This is a genomic window from Pseudomonas sp. BIGb0278 (assembly GCF_024809895.1).
GTDB lineage: Bacteria > Pseudomonadota > Gammaproteobacteria > Pseudomonadales > Pseudomonadaceae > Aquipseudomonas > Aquipseudomonas shirazensis.
Map to the genome: position 1 here is coordinate 130,959 of NZ_JANUEL010000009.1, position 24,366 is coordinate 155,324.

Below are 24,366 nucleotides of genomic sequence, written 5' to 3' on the forward strand. Positions count from 1 at the left end.
AAAACGCCCCGCATTGCGGGGCGTTTTTTTATTGTGCGGCTGGCAGGTCAAGCTGCCAGCGCCGGGTCATATCATGCCAAGCAGCAACAGCACCAACAGAACCACCAGGACCGCACCAATGATGCCGGACGGGCCATAGCCCCAGCTGCGCGAGTGAGGGAAGACTGGCAAGCCGCCAACCAGCAGCAGAATCAGGATGATGATGAGGATCGTGGTCATGGGCAGAATCCTTGCGTGTTTTCGTGGGGGAAGGGGCCGGGCAATCCTGGCCGCTTACATTTCCGACCTCGGCTGTTACAAGAAAATTCAATTGATTATCTGCCTTGGCGGCATGTTCGCTCATTCAGCATTTCGATAGCGCACCAGGCCCTGGCCGGCCTTGGCTAGACTCGCGCTATTGCCCACCAAACAAGGCCTGCAGCATGCACAAGCGAATGATGATTACCGGCGCCGGGTCTGGCCTCGGCCGTGAAATTGCCCTGCGTTGGGCGCGCGAGGATTGGCGCCTGGCGCTGGCCGATGTCAACGAGGCCGGTCTGCGCGAGACTCTTGAGCTGGTGCAGGCGGCTGGTGGCGAAGGTTTTGTGCAACGTTGTGACGTGCGCGACTACAGCCAGCTGACGGCGCTGGCCCAGGCCTGCGAGGAACGCTTTGCCGGCATCGACATGATCGTCAACAATGCCGGGGTTGCTTCGGGCGGGTTTTTTGCCGAGTTGTCGCTGGAGGACTGGGACTGGCAACTGGCGGTCAACCTGATGGGCGTGGTCAAAGGCTGCAAGGCGTTTTTGCCATTGCTCGAGCGCAGCCAGGGACGAATCGTCAACATCGCCTCGATGGCAGCATTGATGCAGGGGCCGGGCATGAGCAACTACAACGTGGCCAAGGCTGGGGTGTTGGCGTTGTCGGAGAGCCTGCTGGTCGAGCTGCGTCAGGTGCAGGTAGCGGTGCATGTGGTGTGCCCGTCGTTCTTCCAGACCAACCTGCTGGATTCTTTCCGCGGGCCGGACCCGGCAATGAAAGCCCAAGTGGGCAAGTTGCTCGAAGGTTCGCCGATCAGCGCTGCCGAAATTGCCGATTACATGCATGAGCGGATTGCTGCGGATGAGTTTTTGATCTTGCCGCATGAGGCGGGGCGTGCTGCCTGGAAGCTTAAGTGCCAGACGCCGGAATTGTTGTATGCGGAGATGGCGGGGATGGCGGTGAAGATGCGCGCCAAGGCACGGCAGTAGTCGGCGAGTGAGGTATGCTCGGCAGCTTTGAATCTGCACGGGCGTGGGCTGTGGTCAATTACTTCTGGTTCTTTCTTGCGGCGTTGTTCGAGATTGGCGGGTGCTATGCGTTTTATCTGTGGCTGCGGTTGGGCAAGAGTGCCTGGTGGGTGGTGCCGGCGCTGGTCAGCCTGAGTGTTTTTGGGTTGATATTGACGCGGGTCGAGGCCGCCTATGCGGGACGGGCTTATGCGGCTTATGGCGGGATCTATATTGTTTCTTCGCTGCTTTGGCTGGCATTGGTTGAGCGGGTTCGGCCCTTGGGCAGCGATTGGCTTGGGGCGCTGTTGTGTGTGGTTGGGGCCACGATTATTGTGTTTGGGCCGCGGTTGCAGCAGGGGTGAATGGGGCTTATCCGGTTGTGGGCTTATCCATTTGATTTGTATGCAGTTCTGGCCCCTTTCGCCCTTACGGCGAGTCACTTTTTTGGCAGACGCCCCAAAAAAGTAACCAAAAAAGGGCTTGGCTCCACATCCGGCCCCTGCGCTGCGCTGCGGGGTTCCCTCGCTTCGGTCTTGCTCCCGGGAGGACCGCGCTGTACGGCCCCTCCTGGGCCGCAGCGCTTGCCGGCCATCCATGGCCGTCACCTCCCTCCGCAAGACCTGCGCTCGGCCTCCTGAGTCGCCGGTAGATCAAGAGCAAGATCAAGAGCACGCCTCGCTGCGCTGGCGCAGATCAAGAGCGGGGGCCGCTTTGCGGCCCTTCGCGGGTGAACCCGCTCCCACAGGGTTCGCGTTGGCCGGGGGTGTGTGGTCATTGTGGAGACGAGGCTGCTGCAGCGCTGGACCAAAGGGATCAATGCTGACCTGAGACCCCTCAGATCCCTGTGGGAGCGGGTTCACCCGCGAAGGGCCGCAAAGCGGCCCCGGTTTTTGACTGTCGCTTTTGATCTGCCCCAGCGCAGCGCAGGGGGCATATGTGGGAGCCAGGCCTTTTTGGTTACTTTTTGGGGCGTTTGCCAAAAAGTAACTCGCCGTAAGGGCGAAAGGGGCCAGTCCCACCCATCGATAAACCGGATAAGCCCACAATAACCCTGAAACACCCACCCCAAACTTGTAGGGATTTTTACCCTCAAGCGTAGGACCGATCTATTTAGCAGGAGCAACGTTGTGTAGGCGAATGTACCCGGTGCAGTCTCCAATCTTCCCTGGAACGAGGAGGATCAAAGCATGCTGGTACTGACTCGCGAAGTTGGCCAGGTCATCGCCATCAACGATGACATCCAGATCGTGGTAGTAGCGATCGACCACGGCATCGTCCGCCTGGGCATCGACGCCCCACGCGACCTACCCGTACACCGCTGTGAAATCTACAAGCGAATCAAAGCCCGCGAAGTGCGGGAGCAGTAAAAAGGGGGACCGGCTCGCAGCCCCCACAGCATTACTCGAACAGCTCCTTGGGCACATCATGCTTGGCCAGCAGCTGGCACTGCTGGCTTTCCAGATCAAACAGGATAAACGCCTGACCCTTGGCCAACGCCTGGCGCACCCGCAGCACACGGGTTTCCAGCGGCGTGTCATCGCCGTTATCGGTGCCTTCGCGAGTCACGAAGTCCTCGATCAGGCGGGTCAGGGTTTCAGCTTCGAGTTGGTCGTAAGGGATCAGCATGGGCAACTTCGTAGATTGATCGACAATCCCGCCATGCTACGCGATTCGCGCACCACAGGCGTCACAGCTTGTTACCCAAAAGGCTGTCGACCGGCGGCACACGGGTATCGCTCTCCATCTGCGCGTCATGCTCTATCTGGTGACTGAAGCGCTCCAGCGAAGCATTGGTCGGGTTCGAATCGCTGGCAAACACCGGTGGGCTGAGCAGGTAACCCGAGAGCAGCCGGCTGAGGGTTGCCAGGCTGTCGATATGGGTCCGCTCATACCCGTGGGTGGCATCGCAACCAAACGCCACCAGCGCCGTGCGGATGTCATGGCCCGCCGTAACCGCCGAGTGCGCATCGCTGAAGTAGTAGCGGAACAGATCGCGGCGTACCGGCAGTTGCTGGTCGTTGGCAAGCTTGAGCAGGTGCCTCGACAGGTGGTAATCGTACGGCCCCGACGAATCCTGCATCGCCACGCTCACCGCATGCTCGCTGGAGGCCTGCCCAGGTGCCACCGGCGCAATGTCGATGCCGACAAATTCACTGACGTCCCACGGCAATGCACCTGCAGCACCAGAGCCAGTCTCTTCGGTGATGGTGAACAGCGGGTGGCAGTCGATCAGCGGCTGCTGGCCGCTTTCCACCACCGCCTTGAGCGCAGCCAGCAGCGCTGCCACACCGGCCTTGTCGTCCAGATGGCGGGCGCTGATATGGCCGCTTTCGGTGAACTCGGGCAGGGGATCGAAGGCGACGAAGTCACCAATCGAGATCCCCAACGCCTCGCAGTCGGCGCGGGTCGCGCAGTAGGCGTCCAGGCGCACTTCAACGTGGTCCCAGCTGATCGGCATCTGGTCGATGGCGGTGTTGAATGCATGCCCGCTGGCCATCAGCGGCAACACGCTGCCGCGGAACACACCGGTGTCGGTAAAGACGCTGACCCGGCTGCCCTCGGCAAACCGGCTCGACCAGCAGCCGACCGGCGCCAGGGCCAGGCGGCCGTTGTCCTGCAACTGGCGCACGCTGGCGCCGATGGTGTCGAGGTGGGCTGATACAGCGCGGTCAGGCGAACTTTGCCGACCTTTGAGGGTGGCGCGGATAGTCCCGCGGCGGGTCAGCTCGAAAGGAATGCCCAGTTCATCCAGGCGTTCGGCGACATAGCGCACGATGGTATCGGTAAAGCCGGTCGGGCTGGGGATGGCGAGCATTTCCAGCAGGACACGTTTCAGGTAGTCCAGATCCGGTTCGGGGTGGGTTACAGACATAGTCACTCCTCGGCGGTGGGGCAGGGTGGCCTGACGCGGTTACCGCGCAGGCCCCCTGGGTGATTCAGGCTGGCGCCCGGCTGTGCGGAAACAGCAGATCGACAAAGCGCTCGGCCGTGGGTTGCGGTTCATGGTTGGCCAGGCCAACGCGCTCGTTGGCTTCGATGATCACGTAGTCGGGCTGGCTGGCATCGCCCACCATGAAGTCCAGGCCGACCACTGGAATATCCAGCGCCCGCGCCGCGCGCACGGCGGCATCGGCCAGGGCCGGATGCAAACGTTCGGTGACATCTTCGAGAATGCCGCCGGTGTGCAGATTAGCCGCACGGCGTACCGCCAGGCGCTCGCCTGCCGGCAGAATATCGCCGTACTCATGACCTGCCGCACGCACGGTGCGCTCGGTTTCTTCGTCCATCGGGATGCGGCTTTCGCCGGCCGTGGCAGCCTCGCGGCGGCGGCTCTGGGCTTCGATCAGCGCCTTGACGCTGTGCGTGCCGTCACCGATAACCTGTGCCGGGTGGCGAATGGCTGCGGCCACCACTTCGTGGCCGATGACCACGATGCGCAGGTCATACCCCGGATGGAAGCTCTCGAGCAGTACCCGGCTATCAAAACGCTGGGCGTGTGCGACGGCCTGGGAAACCTCCTCAAGCGTGGTCAGATTGACCGCTACCCCCTGGCCTTGCTCGCCATCGACCGGCTTGACCACTACCGCGCCGTGCTCTTCCAGAAACGCCAGGTTGTCGTCGGCATTGCCCGCCAGCTGTTGCACCGGCACCTTCAGCCCGGCCTTTTCCAGCGCGTGCTGGGTCAGGCGCTTGTCTTGGCAGAGGGTCATGCTGACGGCGCTGGTGAGGTCGCTGAGCGACTCGCGGCAGCGTACCCGGCGCCCGCCCAGGCTGAGGGTGAACAAGCCGGCCTTGGCGTCGTCGACCTGCACTTCGATGCCGCGGCGGTGGGCTTCGTCAACAATGATGCGCGCGTACGGGTTGAGCTCGGCCTCAGGCCCAGGCCCGAGGAACAAGGTCTGGTTGATGCCGTTCTTGCGCTTGACGGCAAAGGTCGGCAAGTTGCGAAAGCCGAGCTTTTCATAAAGGCGCTTGGCCTGGCGGTTGTCATGCATCACCGACAAATCCAGATAGGCCAGCTCGCGGCTCATGAAGTGCTCGATCAAATGCCGTACCAGCACCTCGCCAACTCCAGGCCGGCTGCAGCGCGGGTCGACGGCCAGGCACCAGAGGCTGCTGCCATGCTCGGGGTCATCGAACGACTTGCTGTGATTGAGGCCCATCACGCTGCCGATCACAGCATGGGTGTCTTCATCCTCGGCCAGCCAGTACACCGGCCCGCCTTGATGGCGCGGGGTGAGCAGCTCGGCGTTGACCGGGAGCATGCCGCGCGCCTGGTACAGTGCATTGATCGCCTGCCAGTCGCTTTCGCTCTGTGCCCGGCGAATACGAAAACCGCGGAACACCCGCTGCGCCGGGCGGTAGTCGCTGAACCACAGGCGCAGGGTGTCCGAGGGGTCGAGAAACAGCTGTTGCGGAGCGTGCGCCAGTACCTGATGCGGCGCCGCCACGTAGAGGGCAATGTCGCGTTCACCGGCGGCTTCTTCCAGCAGCGCCTGTGCCAGGCAGCTGGGGTCCGGGTAGGTATGGCCGATCAGCAGCCGGCCCCAGCCGCAGTGGACTGCTCGCGGCTGGTCGTGCGGCTCGCTGCCGTCTTCGGCCAGGCGCGCCTGCAGCCGCGCGTAGGAGGGGGCCTGGCCGCGCAGCAAGCGCTGGCCGTAGGCTGTTTCGTGGGCTTTCATCGATCAGATTCCTTGTTCACTGAGCCACAGGTTCAGTGCCGCCAACTGCCACAGCTTGGAGCCGCGCAGTGGGGTCAACTGGCCATGCGGATTGCTCAGCAGCTTGTCGATCATGGCCGGGTTGAACAGGCCACGGTCCTGGCTTGGGTCGGTCAGCAGGTCGCGCACCCAACCCAGGGTGGCGCCTTCCAGATGCTTGAGGCCAGGGACCGGGAAGTAACCCTTCTTGCGGTCGATCACCTCGTGCGGGATGACCCGACGTGCGGCCGATTTGAGCACCTGCTTGCCGCCATCGGGCAGCTTGAAGCGTGCCGGGATCCGCGCCGAGAGTTCCGCCAGGCGATAATCGAGGAACGGCGTGCGCGCCTCCAGGCCCCAGGCCATGGTCATGTTGTCGACGCGTTTGACCGGGTCATCGACCAGCATCACCGTGCTGTCCAGACGCAACGCTTTGTCTACCGCATCGGCCGCGCCAGGGCGGGCGAAATGCTCGCGAACAAAATCACCGGCTGCGTCGTTGTCCAGCAGCCACGGTGCCTGCACCGTCTCGCGGTATTCGGCATGGCTGCGGTCAAAGAACGCATCGCGGTAGGCCGAGTACGGGTCCGCTGCGCCATCGACCTGCGGGTACCAGTGGTAACCGGCAAACAGCTCATCCGCACCCTGGCCGCTCTGTACGCCCTTGCAGTGCTTGGCGACTTCACGCGATAGCAGATAGAAAGCGATGCAGTCGTGGCTGACCATCGGCTCGCTCATGGCGCGGAACGCCGCCGGCAACTGGTCGATGATTTCGTGTTCATCGATGCGCAGCTGGTGGTGACGAGTGCCGTAGTGACGGGCGATCAGGTCGGAAAATTCGAACTCGTCGCCGCGCTCACCGCCAGCATCCTGGAAGCCGATCGAGAAGGTCGACAGGTCGTCCACGCCAACGTCGCGCAGCAGACCGACCAACAGGCTCGAATCGACACCACCTGACAGCAGTACACCGACATCCACCGCAGCGCGTTGGCGAATCGCCACAGCATCGCGGGTGGCATCGAGGACGCGGGTGGTCCAATCCTCCAGGTCGAGCTTCTGCTCGTCGGCATTCGGCCCGTACTTGAGCTGCCACCAGGTCTGACGTTCGACTTCGCCGTGGCGGTCGACACGCATCCAGGTGCCAGGTTCGAGCTTTTGCACATTGGCCAGCAAGGTGCGCGGCGCCGGCACCACAGCGTGGAAGTTGAGGTAGTGATTGAGTGCGACCGGGTCGATCACCGGGTCGATATCGCCGCCTTTGAGTAGTGCCGGCAGGGTCGAGGCAAAGCGCAGGCGCTCACCGTTGCGCGACAGGTACAGCGGCTTCACGCCAAGGCGGTCGCGGGCCAGGAACAGGCGCTGGGTGTCGCGCTCCCAAATGGCCAGCGCGAACATGCCGTTGAGCTTGGGCAGCAGCGCGGCGCCCCAGGCGTGATAGCCCTTGAGCAGCACTTCGGTGTCGCCGTCGGACCAGAACGTATAACCCAGGTCGAGCAGCTCCTGGCGCAGTTCCGGGAAGTTGTAGATGGCGCCGTTGAACGCCAGCGACAGGCCGAGGTTGTTGTCGACCATCGGCTGCGCCGAGCCGTCGGACAAGTCCATGATCTTCAAGCGCCGATGGCCGAGGGCAATCGGCCCTTGGCTATGGAAGCCCCAGGCATCCGGGCCGCGTGGGGCCAGATGGTGGGTGATGCGCTCAACCGCAGCCAGATCCGCGGGGCGCGGGGCCTGATTGATCGGGGTAAAACGTAACTCTCCAGCTAATCCGCACATAAGTCCTTACCGGTTTTGCCGTTGGGGAAGGTGCCTCGCCGGATGACGGGCACTTAGGTAGTGACCGGAGCGGTTTCTGAGAGTTTTATATCAATCGGTTATAAGGGATGAATGGTCGGTGGGCTGCAAGCAGCCCGTTGCTCAGGCCTTGCCGCGAATCAGGGCGCGTAATGCAAAGCGGTTCGGGTGGCACGCTTCAGCTACCGACCGCGGCACCGGCAGGGGTTCGCCACAGATCCAGGCCGCCAGCAACTCACCGCTGAGCGGGGCGGTGATCAGGCCTCGCGAGCCATGCCCGGTGTTTACATACAGGCCATCCAGCCACGGGCAATCGGCTGCAGGCAATTGCCGAGCATCCTTGCGCAACATGGCATAGGCCTCGTTGAAGCCTTGAGCGTCAGCAATCGGCCCGACGATCGGCAGATAGTCCGGGCTGGTGCAGCGAAACGCCGCGCGCCCTTGCAGCAGTGCCGGGTCCAGTGAGGCCAGCTGCAGACGTTGACCGAGGTCGGTAGAGATTTCTTCAAGCAGCTCGAGGTTGCCTTGGTGCTCGGCCACGGTCGGGGTCAGGTCGTCGCTGTGGAAGTCAAAGCTGGCGCCAAGCGTGTGTTCGTCGTCACGCACCGGCGCCACATAGCCTTCAGCACAGACCACCGTGCTCAATGCACGGCTCTCGGCAGTGGCCGGCAAGCGGGTGATCTGCCCACGGATGCGTTTGAGCGGCAGCTCGGCACACGGCGCAAAAGCGCGCACGTCGGCCGCGCCGGCCAGCACCACCACCGGCGCAGTGGCCAGCAGACGCGCGCCGGCCCAGGCTTGCCAGAGGCCATCGACCTGGCGCAGCTCGAGCACTTCCTGATGCACCTTTACTTCAATGCGCGGGTGCTGCAATTGCGCAGCGCACAGCGCCGGCGGGTGCACCCAGCCACCCTGTGGATAAAACAGGCCGCCACTGGCCAGGCTGACCCCTGCCACCTGCTCGGCCTCGAGCTGGCTCAGCGGGCGCAGCAGGCTGCTGTCGAAGGCGCCAGCGAGCTTGGCCTGACGCGCGGCTTCCTTGTCATCGAAGGCCAGTTGCAGCACGCCGCAAGCATCCCAGTCGCGTCCGCGCTGCATGTGCTCCAGATAACGGCGGGTGTAGCCGAAGCCGGCGACGATCATCTGCGACAGCGCTGTGCCATGGGCAGACAACTTCAAATACAGCACGCCTTGCGGGTTGCCCGAGGCTTCCTGTGCAGGTGCAGCATGGCGCTCCAGCACCGTGACCTGCCAACCCCGCGCGGCAAGGCTGGCGGCGCTGGCGCTGCCAGCCAGCCCGGCGCCGATCACCAGCGCCTGGCGCGGGCCGCTGGTGGCTGTTGGGCGGGCGTACCACGGTGCCGTGGCGGTCACCGCCGGCTGGCCGCTGTAGTGGCCGTGCATCACCTCCCACTTGGTGCCCAGCCCAGGCACCTTCTTCATGCTGAAGCCGGCCTCGATCAGGCTCCGGCGGACCCAGCCGGTGGTGGTGAAGGTGCCGATGCTGGTGCCTGCATGCGACAGCCGCGCCAGTTGCGCGAACAGCTCGGGGGTCCACATATCAGGGTTTTTCGCGGGCGCGAAACCGTCGAGGAACCATGCGTCGATGCGCGCATCGAGCAGCGGCAGTTGCTCGAGTACATCACCGATCAGCAAGGTCAGGGTCACCCGGCCGCCGTCGAAACTGAACTGCTGAAAGCCCGGATGCACGGCCACGTACTGGTCCAGCAGCGGCTGCCAGTAAGCCGCCAGCTCCGGCCACAGCTTAACGGCGCGGCTCAGGTCGGCAAGGCTCAACGGGTACTTTTCGACGCTGACGAAATGCAGGCGGGCGCCGCCCGTGGCCTGCTCGGCAAACAGCTGCCAGGCGCAGTAGAAGTTCATCCCGGTGCCAAACCCGGTCTCGCCGATCACCAGGTAGCCATCGGCTGGCAGCTCGGCAAAGCGCTGGCGCAGGCGGTTGCCTTCGATGAACACGTATTGGGTTTCGAGGCTGCCTTCAGTAGTGGAGAAGTACACGTCGTCGTATTGCCGCGAGTGCGGGCGGCCCTGATCGTCCCAGTCAATCTGGGCGTGCTGGGGGAGGGTAGGGTCTGGCATGGTCGGCTCGGCGGCAGCGGAAGCGGGATTTTAAGCCATTGCGCAGGTCTTAGGCTGCACGCAAGCGCATAAATCGCTGCCGATCCGCTAGTCTTGTCATTCCAATGAAGGAGCCACGCCAGCATGTTTGAATCTGCGGAAATCGGTCACCACATCGACGAGGACACCTTTGATGCTGCAGTGCCGGCGCTGCGCGAGGCGCTGCTCGACGCTCAGTACGAGCTCAAGCAGCAGTCTCGCCTACCGGTGATCATCCTCATCAATGGCATCGAAGGCGCCGGCAAGGGTGAGACGGTCAAGTTGCTCAACGAATGGATGGACCCGCGCCTGATCGACGTGCTGACCTTCGACCAGCAGACCGACGAAGAACTGGCCCGGCCGCCCGCCTGGCGCTATTGGCGGGCGCTGCCACCGAAGGGCCGGATGGGCGTATTTTTCGGCAACTGGTACAGCCAGATGCTGCAAGGCCGGGTGCATGGTCAATTCAAGGACGCCGTGCTCGATCAAGCGATTGCCGGCGCCGAGCGGCTGGAACAGATGCTCTGCGATGAAGGCGCGTTGATCATCAAGTTCTGGTTTCACTTGTCCAAGAAGCAGATGAAGGCGCGCCTCAAGACCCTGCGCGACGACCCGCTGCACAGCTGGCGGATCAGCCCGTTGGACTGGCAACAGTCGCAGACCTACGACCGCTTCGTGCGCTTCGGCGAGCGCGTGCTGCGCCGCACCAGCCGCGACTATGCGCCCTGGCACGTGATCGAAGGCGCCGACCCGCATTACCGCAGCCTGGCCGTCGGCCAGATCCTGCTGGAGAGCATGCAGGCCGCGCTGGCCGTGGACCCCAAGGCCAAGCACAAGGGCAACGTCGCCCCGCTGGGCCGCAGCATCGACGACCTCAACCTGATCAACGCGCTGGATTTGAGCCAGCGCCTGGACAAGAAGGATTACGAGCAGCAGCTGGTCAGCGAACAAGCGCGCCTGGCCGGTTTGCTGCGTCACAAACACATGCGCAAGCATGCTCTGGTCGCGGTGTTCGAAGGCAACGATGCGGCCGGCAAGGGCGGCGCGATCCGCCGTGTGGCCGCTGCGCTCGACCCACGCCAGTACCGCATCGTGCCGATTGCCGCACCTACTGAAGATGAGCGCGCCCAGCCTTATCTGTGGCGGTTCTGGCGGCATGTGCCGGCGCGCGGCAAGTTCACCATCTTCGACCGTTCGTGGTATGGGCGGGTGCTGGTGGAGCGGGTGGAGGGTTTTTGCACGCCTGCCGACTGGATGCGCGCCTACGGTGAAATCAATGACTTCGAAGAGCAACTGAGCAACGCCGGCGTGGTAGTGGTCAAGTTCTGGTTGGCGATCGATCAGCAGACCCAATTGGAGCGCTTTGAAGAGCGCGAGCAAATACCCTTCAAACGCTACAAGATCACCGAAGATGACTGGCGCAACCGCGAAAAATGGGACGTCTATACCGAAGCTGTCGGCGATATGGTCGACCGCACCAGCACCGAGATTGCACCCTGGACGCTGGTCGAGGCCAATGACAAGCGCTGGGCGCGGGTCAAGGTCCTGCGCACCATCAACGAGGCGTTGGAAGCAGCGTTCGCCAAGCACAAGAAGTAACCGCAAACGGCCTGCCTGCGGCGTCGCGCCCAGCGCGCAGCAGGTAGGCATGCCGCCAGGGAATGACCTGATGCATTTTTTTCCAGTCATTTTGGCCCTGTCACACCCGCCAAGCCCTTAGACTGCAATCACCCCCACCACGGGCTTTGATCGAGGACGTTATGCATACCACTTCCGGACGCTGGGTCCATGGCCTGCTATTGGCACTGTTGACCGCGCTGCTCTGGGGCATCCTGCCGATCAAGTTGAAGCAGGTCCTGCAGGTGATGGATCCGGTCACGGTGACCTGGTATCGCCTGCTGGTATCCGGTGGCCTGTTGTTCATCTGGCTGTCGGCCAAGCGCCGCCTGCCGCCATTTGCCGGCCTGGGCCGCAAGCGTACCGGCCTGGTGGCGCTGGCCATCTTCGGCCTGCTCGGCAACTACGTGCTGTACCTGGTCGGGCTCAAGCTGCTCAGCCCCGGCACTGCCCAGCTGGTGGTGCAGATCGGCCCGGTGCTGTTGTTGGTGGCCAGCGTATTCGTATTCAGGGAGCGCTTCAGTTGGGGCCAGGGCATGGGTCTGGTCGTGCTGCTAATGGGCTTTGGGCTGTTTTTCAATCAGCGCCTGGCCGAGCTGCTGGGGTCGTTGGGCACCTACACCACGGGTGTCTTGACCATTTTGCTGGCGACCAGCATCTGGGTGTTTTATGCGCTTAGCCAAAAACAGCTGCTGACCGTATGGAATTCGCAGCAGGTGATGATGGTGATCTACCTGGGGTGCGCGGCGCTGCTGACGCCCTGGGTGCATCCGCTCGAGGCGCTGCAGTTGAGCCCCTTGCAAGGCTGGCTGCTGTTGGCCTGCTGTTTGAATACCTTGGTGGCTTACGGCGCGTTCGCCGAGGCGCTGGCGCACTGGGAGGCGTCGCGGGTCAGTGCGACATTGGCGTTGACGCCCTTGGTGACGTTTGTCGCTGTAGCGCTGGCTGCGTGGCTTTGGCCGGAGTATGTGCATGCCGAACAGATCAATGCGCTGGGTTATGTCGGCGCGGTGACGGTAGTGCTGGGTTCGGCGCTGGTGGCGTTGGGGCCGTCGCTGCTGGCCAGTTGGCGAGCGCGGCGTGCGCGGTTGCAGGTTGGTTGAGGATTGTTGGCCGCTAATAATGATGCGGGCGCTGCGCCCCCCTTCGCGGGTAAACCCGCTCCCACAGAGGACTGAGCTTGACCTTCTGGCCAGTGTCCTGTGGGAGCGGGTTTACCCGCGAAGGGCTGCTTTGCAGCCCCCGACTCACTCAGCCCTTGGCGCCAGGCGCCAACATGTTCTCCGGGCGCACCCACTGATCGAATTGCTCATTGGTCAAGTACTGCAACGCCAGGGCAGCTTCGCGCAAGGTCGTTCCTTCGCTGTAAGCCTTCTTGGCAATCTCTGCCGCCTTGTCATAACCAATATGCGGGTTCAGCGCAGTCACCAGCATCAAACCACGCTCAAGGTGCTCGGCCATCTGCTCGGCATCCGGCTCGATGCCGGCCACGCAGTGCTGCTGGAAGTTGCTGCAGCCGTCGGCGAGCAGGTTGATCGACTGCAGCAGGTTGTGAATGATCACCGGCTTGTACACGTTTAGCTGCAGATGCCCCTGGCTGGCGGCAAAGCCGATGGTGACGTCGTTGCCCAGCACCTGGCAGGCGAGCATCGACAACGCCTCGCACTGAGTTGGGTTGACCTTGCCGGGCATGATTGAGCTGCCCGGTTCGTTGGCCGGCAGGCGCACCTCGGCCAGCCCTGCACGTGGGCCGGAGCCTAACAGGCGCAAGTCGTTGGCGATTTTCATCAGGGCTACGGCGAGTGATTTCAGCGCGCCGGCCAGGTTGACCAGCGGCTCATGCCCGGCCAGGGCGGCAAACTTGTTCGGCGCAGTGACGAAGGGCAGCCCGGACAATGCCGCCAGCTCGGCGGCGACGGCTTCGGCAAAGCCATGCGGTGCGTTCAGGCCGGTGCCTACAGCCGTGCCGCCCTGGGCCAGTTCATACACTGCCGGCAGCGCTGCGCGAATCGCTCGCTGGGCGTAGTCGAGCTGGGCGACGAACGCCGAGATCTCCTGGCCGAAAGTGATCGGCGTGGCGTCCATCATGTGCGTGCGGCCAGTCTTGACCAGTTTGTGATGGCGCGCAGACAGCTCGGCCAGCCCCGACGACAGCTCGGCAATCGCTGGCAGCAGCTTGTCGTGCACTGCCTGCGCCGCGGCAATGTTCATCGCGGTGGGGAAGCAATCGTTCGAGCTCTGCGAGCGGTTGACGTGATCATTCGGGTGTACCGGCGACTTGCCGCCGCGGCCCTGGCCGGCCAGCTCGTTGGCGCGCCCGGCGATCACTTCATTGACGTTCATGTTGCTTTGGGTGCCGCTGCCGGTCTGCCACACGACCAACGGGAACTGCTCGTCCAACTGGCCATCGAGCACTTCGTCGGCGGCCTGTTCGATCAGCCGGGCGATATCCGCCGGCAGGTCACCGTTGCGGTCGTTGACCCGTGCGGCGGCCTTCTTGATCAGCGCCAAGGCGTGCGAAACGGCCAGCGGCATGCGCTCCTTGCCGATGGCGAAGTTGATCAGCGAGCGCTGGGTTTGCGCGCCCCAGTAGGCGTCCTGAGGAACTTCGACCGGGCCCAGGCTGTCTGTTTCGATACGGCTCATGCGGCGTTCACTCCATAATCGTCTGAATCCGCAGTTTAGGCCCTGATTCGACCGAGCGGTTCAATCGCTCATCGTGCTACTTGAGTAGAGCGCCCGGCGCGGCGCAGAATGCTCGTCTCTGAGGTACTCGCCTCCCTTTCCTGAAGGATTTGCAATGACCCGTCTCCGTGTCCTTTGTGCCGCCGTTGCCCTGGCCTGCGCCAGCGGTTCGGTTCTTGCCGCAACCCCTGCGCACAACCAAGCCGCCGAGAAGTTCCTGACCCTGGCCAATGCCGACAAGCTGGGCACTCCGGTGTACATGCAGGTGCAGCAGATGTTTGCCCAGCGCTTCGAGCAGACCAAGGCGCCAGCCTCCAAGAAAGCCGTGCTCGACAGCTACCAGGCCAAGGCCAACGCTGCTCTGGACAACGCCATTGGCTGGAAAAAGCTCAAGCCGCAGATGGTCAACCTGTACACCGCGACCTTCACCGAAGGCGAACTGCAGGACCTGGTCAAGTTCTACGAGTCGCCATTGGGCAAGAAAGTCCTGCGCGAAATGCCCAAGGTCACTCAGCAGTCGGCCCAGCTGACCCAGCAGAGCCTGGAGCCAGCGGTACCGGTGGTCAACAAGCTGCTTGAAGACATGACCAAAGAGCTCGACCCGAACGCTGGCAAAGCCGCTCCTGCGAAGAAGTGAGCCAACGCTGATGAACATGCAGCAACGCATCGAACAGCAACTGGCGGCATTGGCCAACGTGCACCTTGAGGTGCTCGACGAAAGCCACATGCACAGCCGTGGGCTGGAGACGCACTACAAGGCGGTGCTGGTCAGCGAGCAGTTCGCTGGCCTCAACAGCGTCAAGCGCCACCAGCGGGTGTACGCGACCATGGCCGATCTGATGGGGCAGATTCATGCTCTGGCCATTCACACCTACACCCCTGAGGAGTGGGCCAAGGTTGGCGCAGCACCGGCATCGCCGGTGTGTGCTGGCGGCGGTCACTGAAACCTCCCAGGCATTCTGGTAAACTGCGCAACATCCCCGTGGGAGCGGTGGTGCGTTGACCCGAGCTGTTTTCAGCCTGGGTCAGCGCATCGCCGCTCCCATGTGTGTTTCAAGGCCACCCGCTCAAACTGTCATTCCGGTCCGCCCCTTACGAGGGTGACCACCTGGAGAACTCGTTACATGTCACAAGCTATCGTCGTCGCGGCGCTGTACAAATTCGTCACCCTGGAAGACTACCTCGAACTGCGCGAGCCGCTGCTCAAGGCCATGCTCGACAACGGCGTCAAAGGCACTCTGCTGCTGGCGCTGGAAGGCATCAACGGTACCGTCTCTGGCACCCGCGAGGGGATCGACGGCCTGCTCCAGTGGTTGCGCAGCGACCCGCGCATGGTCGACATCGATCATAAAGAGTCGTACTGCGACGAGCAGCCGTTCTACCGCACCAAGGTCAAGCTGAAAAAAGAGATCGTGACCCTTGGCGTGCCTGGCGTGGACCCAAACCACAAGGTGGGCACCTACGTTGAGCCCAAGGACTGGAACGCCCTGATCAGCGACCCTGAAGTGCTGTTGATCGACACCCGCAACGACTACGAAGTGGCGATCGGCACCTTCAAGGGCGCGGTCGACCCCAAGACCGAGACCTTCCGCGAGTTTCCCGAGTACATCAAGGCCAACTTCGACCCGAGCAAGCACAAGAAGGTGGCAATGTTCTGCACCGGCGGCATCCGCTGTGAAAAAGCCTCCAGCTATATGCTCGGTGAAGGCTTCGAGGAGGTCTATCATCTCAAGGGAGGCGTGCTGAAGTACTTCGAAGAGGTGCCTCAGGAAGAGAGCCTGTGGGATGGTGACTGCTTCGTCTTCGACAACCGCGTCACGGTGCGTCACGACTTGACCGAGGGCGAGTACGACCAGTGCCATGCCTGCCGCCACCCGATCAACGCCGAAGAGCGTGCGTCCGAGCATTATTCGCCAGGCGTCAGTTGCCCGCATTGCTGGGACAGCCTGAGCGAGAAGACTCGCCGCAGCGCCATCGACCGGCAGAAACAGATCGAACTGGCCAAGGCGCGCAACCAGCCACACCCGATTGGTTTCAACTACAAAGCCGAGGCCTGAGGCATGTCTGCACGCCTGCTGTATGTGATGGACCCGATGTGCTCCTGGTGCTGGGGGTTCGCCCCGGTGGCCGCGGCGCTCATCGCCCAGGCAGCCGATGCCGGCGTGCCGACGCGGCTGGTGGTGGGCGGCCTACGTTCGGCCAGCAGCGCCCTGGATGTCTCTACTCGGCGCTACATCCTAGAGCATTGGCAGGCGGTCGCCGAAGCCACCGGTCAGCCGTTTCGATTCGACGACGCGCTGCCCGATGGTTTTGTCTATGACACCGAGCCGGCCTGCCGTGCGCTGGTTGCCGCGCGCGAACTCGACGCCGCACGCGCCTGGTCGTTGCTGGCGCTGATTCAGGCGGGTTTCTACGAGCAAGGCCTGGACGTAACCCGCCCGCCGCAACTGGTCGACTTGGCCGAGCAGGCCGGCTTTGACCGCGCGCAATTCGCTGAAGCGCTGATTCGCAGCGAAACCCGCAGTGCTACCGCCGCTGATTTCAGCTGGGTGCAAGACCTGGGTATCGCCGGTTTCCCGACCCTGCTGGCCGAACGTAACGGTCAACTGGCCTTGCTGACCAACGGCTACCAGCCGCTGACCAGCTTGCAGCCCTTGCTCGGCCGCTGGCTGCAGCAGGCCGCGTGTGCTTGACCTGCCGGGGTCGCCCGACCCTGTACCGGGGAAGCCTCATGGCGCCCCTGATCGGCTGAGTTGGGCGGAAATCCGCCGGCTGGCACTGCATCACCGCAAGGCCTTGTGGGGCGCCAACCTGGTGGCGATGCTGGCGGTGCTGTGCAGCGTGCCGATCCCGTTGCTGCTGCCACTGCTGGTCGATGAGGTGCTGCTGGGCCACGGCGATGCTGCACTCAAGTGGATGAATCATCTGCTGCCTAGCCACTGGCAGCAGGCAACCGGCTATATCGGCTTGATGCTCGCGGTGACCTTCTGCCTGCGGGTTTGCGCGCTGGCCTTCAACGTGGTTCAGGCCAAGCTGTTTGCCGGCCTGGCCAAAGACATCGTCTACCGCCTGAGGATTCGCCTGATCGAGCGCCTCAAGCGTATCTCGCTCAAGGAATACGAAAGCCTGGGCAGCGGCACCGTGGCCACTCACTTGGTCACTGACCTCGACACCCTGGACAAGTTTGTCGGCGAAACCCTCAGTCGCTTCCTGGTGGCGATGCTGACCCTGACCGGCACTGCGGCAATCCTGCTGTGGATGCACTGGCAGTTGGCGTTGTTGATTTTGCTGTTCAACCCGCTGGTGATCTACTTCACCGTGCAGCTGGGCAAGCGCGTCAAACACCTGAAGAAACTCGAGAACGACAGCACTGGCCGCTTTACCCAGGCGCTGACCGAGACGCTGGATGCCATTCAGGAAATCCGCGCCGGCAACCGTCAGGGTTATTTCCTCGGTCGGCTTGGCCTGCGCGCCCGTGAAGTGCGTGACTACGCCGTGGCCTCGCAGTGGAAAAGCGATGCCAGCGGGCGCGCCAGCGGCTTGTTGTTCCAGTTCGGCATCGACATCTTCCGCGCTGCGGCGATGCTCACCGTGTTGTTCTCCGACCTGTCGATCGGGCAGATGCTCGCTGTGTTCAGCTACCTGTGGTTCATGATCGGCCCGGTCGAGCAGCTGCTCAACCTGCAATACGCCTACTACGCCGCCGGTGGCGCGCTGAGCCGCCTCAACGAGCTGCTGGCGCGCGAGGACGAGCCGCAGTACGCCGCTGCCAGCGATCCGTTTGCCGGGCGCGACACGGTTGGCATCGAGGTGCGCGACTTGCGTTTCTCCTACGCTGACGAGCCGGTGCTGGAGCACCTCGATCTGTCGATTGCGCCAGGCGAAAAGGTAGCGATTGTCGGCGCCAGCGGCGGCGGCAAGAGCACCCTCGTTCAGTTGCTGCTGGGTCTTTACACCGCTCAGGCCGGGACCATTCGTTTCGGCGGCGCCAGCCTGCAGGAGATTGGCCTGGAGACCCTGCGCGAAAACGTTGCGGTGGTGCTGCAGCATCCGGCCTTGTTCAACGACAGCGTGCGCGCCAACCTGACCATGGGCCGCGAATGCAGTGACGAAGCCTGTTGGCAGGCGCTGCGCATCGCCCAGCTCGATAGCACCATCAGTGCCTTGCCGCAGGGCCTTGATAGCGTCGTTGGCCGCTCTGGTGTGCGCCTGTCCGGCGGCCAGCGTCAGCGCCTGGCGATTGCCCGGATGGTCCTCGCCGAGCCTAAGGTGGTGATCCTCGACGAAGCCACCTCGGCCCTCGATGCCGCCACTGAATACAACCTGCATCAGGCCCTGGCGCGGTTTCTCAGTGGCCGTACCACGCTGATCATCGCCCACCGGCTTTCGGCGGTGAAGCAGGCCGACCGGGTCCTGGTATTTGACGGCGGGCATGTCGCCGAAGACGGTGATCATCAGCAATTGATTGCTGACGGTGGGCTTTACGCCAAGTTGTACGGCCATCTGCAGCAAAGCTGAGCAGTGGCCGGCGCCGGCGGCGGTGCATGAGCAGGAAAATCCTGCACTTTTTTGCAATGCGAACGTGTAGCTAGTAGCGGTTTCTCGCCTACGCTGTGCTTGTCTGGTTTGATTAGTGCTTTATCTGCCGCCGTGACAGGGACTCCATGAAGGGAACTCATATTCATCAAGCGCCTAGGCTGTTGGGTATCATCTGGCCGTTTGTCGCCGTGGTGATCCTGCAGGTCTTGCTGGCCGGCCTGAGCCTGTACACGCTTTCGGCCGTGCGCGCTTATGTCGCCGGCGAGAGCCTCTGGTCGAAGGCGCAGAAAGACGCCATCTATTACCTCAATTTGTACGCCGAGCGGCCTGAGCCGCGCTTTCTGCAGCGTTTTCACCAAGCCATCGCCGTGCCCCAGGGCGATCACGAACTGCGCATCGCGCTGGACCAGCCCACACCCGACTACGCTGCAGCTCGCACCGGCATCCTGCAGGGCGGCAACCACCCTGAAGACGTCAGTCGGATCATCTGGTTCTACAGCTACTTTCGTAACATCAGCTTCATGCAGAAGGCCATCGCCTATTGGGATATCGGCGACGACTACCTGCGCCAGCTCGATCTGCTCGCGACTGAAATCCACAGCAGCTTCAGCAGCGGCCAGCCGACCCCGGAGCAGGTCAATGATTGGAAGGCGCGCATCGCCACCATCAACGAAGGTGTGACGCCGGCCGCCAAGGCCTTCAGCGACGCCCTGGGCGAAGGCTCGCGGGTGCTGCTCAAGGTGTTGCTGATCAGCAACCTGCTGACGGCGATCTTCCTCATTACCATGGCCTGGCGCCGTTCAAGCAAGTTGCTGTCCCAACGCCAGGCGTTTGCCAGTGCACTGCAGGCCGAAAAGGACCGTGCGCAGATCACCCTCGCCTCGATTGGCGATGCGGTGATCACCACCGACGTCGACGGCAATATCCTCTACATGAACGCCGCCGCCGAGCAGCTGACCCACTGGCAAGCTGCATCAGCTCAGGGGCTGCCGTTGTCGGCGCTGTTCAGCCTGCTCGACGAGCACAGCGACGAAGATGCGCGCACCTTGATCGAGCAGGTGCTGGCCGGCAGCCTGCGCGGCGGCGCCGAGCATGCACGGTTGATCCAGCGCCTGGATGGCAGCACGGTCTCGGTCAACCTGGTGGGCTCACCGATCCTCAGCGATGGCCAGGCCACTGGCATCGTCCTGGTGCTGCATGACATGACCCAGGAGCGGCAGTACATCGCCAACCTGTCGTGGCAGGCCACCCATGACGCCCTGACCGGGCTGGCCAACCGCCGCGAGTTTGAGTACCGCCTTGAACAGGCGCTCAACGGCCTGGCGCGTCAGCCTGGCCGGCATGCGTTGATGTTTCTCGATCTGGACCAGTTCAAGCTGGTCAACGACACCTGCGGCCACGCCGCGGGTGACGAGCTGCTGCGCCATATCTGTGCGGTGCTGCAGTCCGGCCTGCGCGAGGGCGATACCCTGGCGCGGCTGGGGGGAGACGAATTTGGGGTACTGCTCGAGAACTGTCCGCAGGAGCAGGCCGAGCGCATCGCCGAGCAACTGCGCCAGGCGGTGCAGAGCCTGCATTTTGTCTGGAAGGGGCGGCCGTTCATAACCACTGTGAGCATTGGCCTGGTGAGCATGGCGCAAGCGCCCGGCACCCTTGAGGCCTCCTTGCGCGCTGCCGACATGGCCTGCTACATGGCCAAGGAGAAGGGCCGCAATCGGGTCCAGGTGTACCACGCTGACGACAGCGAGCTGTCCATGCGCTTCGGCGAAATGGCCTGGATTCAGCGTCTGCATGTGGCGCTCGAGGAAAACCGCTTCTGCTTGTACGCCCAGGAGATTGCCGCCCTCAGTGATCAGGGAGGGCCGGGGCATATCGAGATCCTGCTGCGCCTGCACGATGAAAGCGGGCGGACCATTCTGCCCGACAGCTTCATCCCCGCGGCCGAGCGCTACGGCTTGATGACCGCGCTGGATCGCTGGGTAGTGCGCAACGTATTCCAGGTTATCCGCCAGTGCCTGAACGAGGGGCGCCCGGGGCCGTTGGCACTGGTTGCGATCAACCTGTCCGGTTCGAGCATCGGCGACGATAAATTTCTCGATTATTTGCAACGTCTGTTCAGCGAGTTTGAAATCCCGCCACGGATGATTTGCTTCGAAATTACCGAAACCAGCGCCATTGCCAACCTGGGCAGTGCCATTCGCTTCATCAATGAATTGAAAGGGCTGGGCTGCAAATTCTCGCTGGATGACTTCTGCGCCGGAATGTCGTCATTCGCTTATTTGAAGCATTTGCCGGTGGACTACCTGAAGATCGACGGAAGTTTTGTAAAAGACATGCTGGATGATCCGATTAATCGCGCTATGGTTGAGGTGATCAACCACATCGGCCACGTCATGGGCAAACGCACCATTGCCGAATTTGTTGAAACGCCGTTGATCGAGCAGGCCCTGCAGGAAATCGGCGTGGACTACGCCCAGGGCTACCTGATCGAGCGGCCGCAGGTGTTTACCTGCGATAGCCTGCAACGCCAACGAATTGCAGCACGGCCTTTGCTGCAGCGCGCGCCAGGGACGTTTCGCTGAGAGTGGACGGCTAAATCACAGGGAATCAAGGAGCTGACAGTGAGTGACGCATTCGTTCGGATTGGGCCGCTGATGGATCCCGCCAGCTACCCGCAGTGGGCGCAACATATGATCGAAGACTGCCGCGAGAGCAAGCGCCGGGTAGTCGAACACGAGTTCTACCAGCGCCTGCGCGATGGTCAACTGCGTCAAGCGACCATTCGCCAGTACCTGATTGGTGGCTGGCCAGTGGTTGAGCAGTTTTCCCTGTACATGGCGCACAATCTGACCAAGACCCGCTTTGCCCGCCACCCTGGTGAGGACATGGCCCGGCGCTGGCTGATGCGCAATATCCGCGTCGAACTCAACCATGCTGATTACTGGGTGCACTGGTGCCATGCCCACGGTGTGACCTTGGGTGATCTGCAGGCGCAGGACGTGCCAGCCGAACTTAATGGCTTGAATGACTGGTGCTGGCGGGTGTGCTCGACCGAGTCGCTGGCGATTGCCATGGCGGCCACCAACTATGCGATTGAAGGCGCTACCGGCGAATGGTCGGCGGTGGTCTGTGCGGATGGCGCGTATGCCGAGGGCTTCCCGGAAGAGACCCGCAAGCGCGCCATGAAGTGGCTGAAGATGCATGCCCAGTATGACGATGCGCACCCTTGGGAGGCGCTGGAGATCATCTGCACACTGGTGGGGGAGAGCCCGACGCCGTTGCTGCGCGCCGAGTTGCGCAAGGCGGTATGCAAGAGCTACGACTGCATGTACCTGTTCCTCGAGCGCTGCATGCAGCTGGAGCAGCGTCAGGCTGGGCGTACGCGGCTGGGCTTGGCAGCCGGTTGATCACGGTATCTGGGGCTGCAAAGCAGCCCCAATCCAGCCGCCGCAATGTTACTGGGCGTTGAACGCTTGCCCATTCACCGCCTTGCTGTCCGGCCCCATCAAATACACGTAAACCGGCATGATTTCTTCAGGCAACGGATTGTCCTGCGGATTCTCGCTCGGATACGCCGCCGCACGCATGGCAGTGCGGGTCGCGCCCGGGTTGATGCTGTTGGAGCGCACCGGTGCTACGCCTTCCAGCTCGTCGGCCAGGGTCTGCATCAAGCCCTCGGTGGCAAACTTCGACACCCCATAGGCACCCCAGTAAGCCCGGCCCTTGCGCCCGACACTACTGGAGGTGAACACCACCGACGCATCCTCGGACAACTTCAGCAGCGGCAACAGGGTGCTGGTAAGCATGAACGTGGCATTCACGTTGATGTGCATCACGCGCATGAAATTGTCGCCCGAGAGTTGCTCCACCGGCGTGCGCGGGCCAATGATCGAAGCGTTGTTGAGCAGCCCGTCAAGCCGACCGAAGTCGTTCTCGATCATTACTGCCAGCTCGTCATACTGGTGCGCCAAGGCAGTTTCCAGGTTGAACGGGATCACCACCGGTCGCGGGTGGCCAGCGGCTTCGATCTCGTCATAGACCTCATTGAGGTTGGCTTCGGTCTTGCCCAGCAGCAATACGGTCGCGCCCAGCGCGGCGTAGGCCTTGGCCGCCGCAGCGCCAATGCCGCGGCCGGCGCCAGTCACCATGATCACTCGGCCAGCGAGCAGGCCGGGGCGGGCGGTGTAATCGAACATAGGTCTATCCTTTGCAAGCCAGGGCGCGGCGGGCGCGCCCTCAGCGATTGATCAGCAGCCGCACAGCGCGCTGTCGAGCACCTTGCGCAGCTCCAACGGGTGGTCCACCACCACGTCTGCACCCCAGTTGTTGGGGTTGTCCTGCGGATGAATATAGCCATAGCGCACCGCTGCGGTACGGGTCCCGGCGTCGCGCCCAGACTCGATATCACGCAGGTCGTCACCGACGAACAGCACGCTGGCCGGGTCCAGATCCAGGGTCTTGCAGGCCAGAATCAGTGGCTCGGGGTCAGGCTTGCTGTTCTTGACATGATCCGGGCAGATCAACAGCGCAGAGCGCTCGGCCAGGCCCAGGCGCTGCATGATCGGCTCGGCGAAGCGCACTGGCTTGTTGGTCACCACGCCCCAGATCAGGCCGCCTTTTTCGATATCGTCGAGCAGCTCGGGCATACCCTCGAACAGCTTGCTGTGCACTGCACAGTCACGCTGGTAGCGCTCGAGAAACTCCAGGCGCAATGCCTCGAAGCCTTCGTCTTCCGGGTTCATGGCAAAGGTCGCGGCAACCATCGCCCGCGCGCCGCCGGAGATCTCGTCGCGGATCAGCTTGTCGGCGATCGGCGCCATGCCGCGCTCGGCGAGCATCGCCTGGCAGATGGCGATGAAGTCAGGCGCGGTGTCCAGCAGCGTGCCGTCCATGTCGAAAAGTACTGCTCGCAAACGCATGCTCACACCTCGCGCAGGGTCTGGATCATGTAGTTGACGTCGACGTCGCTGCTCAGCTTGTAGTGCTTGGTCAGCGGGTTGTAGGTCAGGCCGATGATGTCTTTGACTTCAAGACCGGCAACCCGGCTCCAGGCGCCCAGCTCGGACGGGCGGATGAATTTCTTGAAGTCATGAGTGCCGCGCGGCAGCATCTTGAGGATGTACTCGGCGCCGATGATCGCCAGCAGGTAGGCCTTGGGGTTGCGGTTGATGGTCGAGAAGAACACCTGGCCACCCGGCTTGACCATGCGGTAGCAGGCGCGGATCACCGACGATGGGTCAGGCACGTGCTCGAGCATCTCAAGGCAGGTGACCACGTCGAACTGCTCGGGCATTTCTTCGGCCAGGGCCTCAGCGGTGATCTGCCGGTACTCGACCTCGACGCCCGACTCGAGCTGGTGCAAGCGGGCTACCGCCAGCGGCGCTTCGCCCATGTCGATGCCGGTCACGGTGGCACCGCGTTGCGCCATCGCTTCGCTGAGGATGCCACCGCCGCAGCCGACATCGAGGACTTTCTTGCCGGCCAGACTGACGCGCTCGTCAATCCAGTTGACCCGCAGCGGGTTGATGTCATGCAGGGGCTTGAACTCGCTTTCGCGGTCCCACCAACGGTGGGCGAGGGCCTCGAACTTGGCGATTTCGGCGTGGTCGACGTTGCTCATTGAACAGATCCTCTGAAACTTGAATAAAAGGTGTCACTAAGCGCCA

General features: G+C 62.8%; 22 protein-coding genes. 12 read left to right on the plus strand and 10 right to left on the minus strand.

All coding sequences use genetic code 11. The features are described 5' to 3' along the window. Positions 1-66: 66 nt before the first annotated feature. Positions 67-225 carry a DUF3309 family protein gene (locus M2396_RS23595; protein WP_178080836.1) on the minus strand — a complete coding sequence of 53 codons (159 nt, stop codon included), beginning with the start codon at positions 223-225 and terminating at the stop codon, positions 67-69. A gap of 197 nt (positions 226-422) precedes the next feature. On the opposite strand from M2396_RS23595, the gene M2396_RS23600 reads away from it, so the two are divergent. The 3 genes from M2396_RS23600 (at position 423) to csrA (ending at position 2,617) form a co-directional block, all read left to right on the plus strand. Beyond that, the gene (locus M2396_RS23600; RefSeq protein ID WP_259078945.1) at positions 423-1,229 is read left to right on the plus strand and encodes an SDR family oxidoreductase; all 807 of its coding nucleotides are present in this window, start codon (positions 423-425) and stop codon (positions 1,227-1,229) included. Positions 1,230-1,279: 50 nt separating this feature from the next. Continuing rightward, entirely contained in the window at positions 1,280-1,612 is a 333-nt protein-coding gene (locus tag M2396_RS23605) for a YnfA family protein (protein ID WP_101323088.1), read from the plus strand. A gap of 825 nt (positions 1,613-2,437) precedes the next feature. Then, the gene (csrA, locus tag M2396_RS23610) at positions 2,438-2,617 is read left to right on the plus strand and encodes a carbon storage regulator CsrA (protein WP_101321675.1); all 180 of its coding nucleotides are present in this window, start codon (positions 2,438-2,440) and stop codon (positions 2,615-2,617) included. A 31-nt stretch (positions 2,618-2,648) separates the two neighbouring features. On the opposite strand, the gene M2396_RS23615 is transcribed toward csrA, so the two are convergent. From M2396_RS23615 to mnmC, 5 genes are all read right to left on the minus strand, one after another. Next, positions 2,649-2,876 carry a YheU family protein gene (locus M2396_RS23615; protein ID WP_101321674.1) on the minus strand — a complete coding sequence of 76 codons (228 nt, stop codon included), beginning with the start codon at positions 2,874-2,876 and terminating at the stop codon, positions 2,649-2,651. A gap of 61 nt (positions 2,877-2,937) precedes the next feature. Beyond that, entirely contained in the window at positions 2,938-4,122 is a 1,185-nt protein-coding gene (locus M2396_RS23620; RefSeq protein ID WP_101321673.1) for an osmoprotectant NAGGN system M42 family peptidase, read from the minus strand. A 64-nt stretch (positions 4,123-4,186) separates the two neighbouring features. After that, positions 4,187-5,932: an N-acetylglutaminylglutamine synthetase gene (ngg, locus tag M2396_RS23625; protein WP_101321672.1), complete on the minus strand. Its 1,746-nt coding sequence runs from the start codon at positions 5,930-5,932 to the stop codon at positions 4,187-4,189. Between the two features lie 3 nt (positions 5,933-5,935). Further along, complete coding sequence (locus tag M2396_RS23630) at positions 5,936-7,723, minus strand: N-acetylglutaminylglutamine amidotransferase (RefSeq protein ID WP_103438222.1); 1,788 nt, start codon at positions 7,721-7,723, stop codon at positions 5,936-5,938. Positions 7,724-7,864: 141 nt separating this feature from the next. After that, positions 7,865-9,841, minus strand: coding sequence for a bifunctional tRNA (5-methylaminomethyl-2-thiouridine)(34)-methyltransferase MnmD/FAD-dependent 5-carboxymethylaminomethyl-2-thiouridine(34) oxidoreductase MnmC (mnmC, locus tag M2396_RS23635; protein WP_259078947.1), 1,977 nt, complete (start codon positions 9,839-9,841; stop codon positions 7,865-7,867). A 123-nt stretch (positions 9,842-9,964) separates the two neighbouring features. Here mnmC and pap point away from each other — a divergent pair, with 123 nt between their 5' ends. Further along, positions 9,965-11,458: a polyphosphate:AMP phosphotransferase gene (pap, locus tag M2396_RS23640; protein ID WP_150570906.1), complete on the plus strand. Its 1,494-nt coding sequence runs from the start codon at positions 9,965-9,967 to the stop codon at positions 11,456-11,458. Positions 11,459-11,619: 161 nt separating this feature from the next. Next, complete coding sequence (locus M2396_RS23645) at positions 11,620-12,579, plus strand: DMT family transporter (RefSeq protein WP_259078948.1); 960 nt, start codon at positions 11,620-11,622, stop codon at positions 12,577-12,579. Positions 12,580-12,727: 148 nt separating this feature from the next. Here the strand turns inward: M2396_RS23645 and M2396_RS23650 are convergent, their stop codons facing one another. Continuing rightward, positions 12,728-14,122, minus strand: coding sequence for a class II fumarate hydratase (locus tag M2396_RS23650; protein ID WP_259078949.1), 1,395 nt, complete (start codon positions 14,120-14,122; stop codon positions 12,728-12,730). Between the two features lie 154 nt (positions 14,123-14,276). Here M2396_RS23650 and M2396_RS23655 point away from each other — a divergent pair, with 154 nt between their 5' ends. The 7 genes from M2396_RS23655 (at position 14,277) to M2396_RS23685 (ending at position 22,107) form a co-directional block, all read left to right on the plus strand. Further along, a complete protein-coding gene (locus tag M2396_RS23655; RefSeq protein ID WP_101321666.1) occupies positions 14,277-14,798 on the plus strand; it encodes a DUF2059 domain-containing protein in 522 nt (173 codons plus the stop codon). A gap of 10 nt (positions 14,799-14,808) precedes the next feature. Further along, positions 14,809-15,105 carry a BolA family transcriptional regulator gene (locus M2396_RS23660; protein ID WP_101321665.1) on the plus strand — a complete coding sequence of 99 codons (297 nt, stop codon included), beginning with the start codon at positions 14,809-14,811 and terminating at the stop codon, positions 15,103-15,105. A gap of 180 nt (positions 15,106-15,285) precedes the next feature. Beyond that, a complete protein-coding gene (locus M2396_RS23665; RefSeq protein ID WP_101321664.1) occupies positions 15,286-16,218 on the plus strand; it encodes a rhodanese-related sulfurtransferase in 933 nt (310 codons plus the stop codon). A gap of 3 nt (positions 16,219-16,221) precedes the next feature. Further along, positions 16,222-16,854: a DsbA family protein gene (locus M2396_RS23670; RefSeq protein ID WP_101321663.1), complete on the plus strand. Its 633-nt coding sequence runs from the start codon at positions 16,222-16,224 to the stop codon at positions 16,852-16,854. Further along, the gene (locus tag M2396_RS23675) at positions 16,847-18,679 is read left to right on the plus strand and encodes an ABC transporter ATP-binding protein (RefSeq protein ID WP_101321662.1); all 1,833 of its coding nucleotides are present in this window, start codon (positions 16,847-16,849) and stop codon (positions 18,677-18,679) included. Before M2396_RS23670 ends, M2396_RS23675 begins: the two co-directional genes overlap by 8 nt. A gap of 146 nt (positions 18,680-18,825) precedes the next feature. Further along, a complete protein-coding gene (locus M2396_RS23680) occupies positions 18,826-21,282 on the plus strand; it encodes an EAL domain-containing protein (protein WP_259078950.1) in 2,457 nt (818 codons plus the stop codon). A gap of 39 nt (positions 21,283-21,321) precedes the next feature. Then, on the plus strand, positions 21,322-22,107 hold the full coding sequence (locus M2396_RS23685; RefSeq protein WP_259078951.1) for a TenA family transcriptional regulator: 786 nt from the start codon (positions 21,322-21,324) through the stop codon (positions 22,105-22,107). Positions 22,108-22,155: 48 nt separating this feature from the next. Here the strand turns inward: M2396_RS23685 and M2396_RS23690 are convergent, their stop codons facing one another. From M2396_RS23690 to ubiG, 3 genes are read right to left on the minus strand one after another with little or no spacing between them, the layout of a single operon-like run. Beyond that, positions 22,156-22,896, minus strand: coding sequence for a YciK family oxidoreductase (locus M2396_RS23690; RefSeq protein ID WP_259078953.1), 741 nt, complete (start codon positions 22,894-22,896; stop codon positions 22,156-22,158). Between the two features lie 51 nt (positions 22,897-22,947). Continuing rightward, a complete protein-coding gene (mupP, locus tag M2396_RS23695) occupies positions 22,948-23,619 on the minus strand; it encodes an N-acetylmuramic acid 6-phosphate phosphatase MupP (protein WP_101321658.1) in 672 nt (223 codons plus the stop codon). Positions 23,620-23,621: 2 nt separating this feature from the next. Beyond that, positions 23,622-24,320 (minus strand): bifunctional 2-polyprenyl-6-hydroxyphenol methylase/3-demethylubiquinol 3-O-methyltransferase UbiG, encoded by a 699-nt coding sequence (gene ubiG / locus M2396_RS23700; RefSeq protein WP_101321657.1) that lies wholly within the window; start codon positions 24,318-24,320, stop codon positions 23,622-23,624. Between the last annotated feature and the right edge of the window lie 46 nt (positions 24,321-24,366).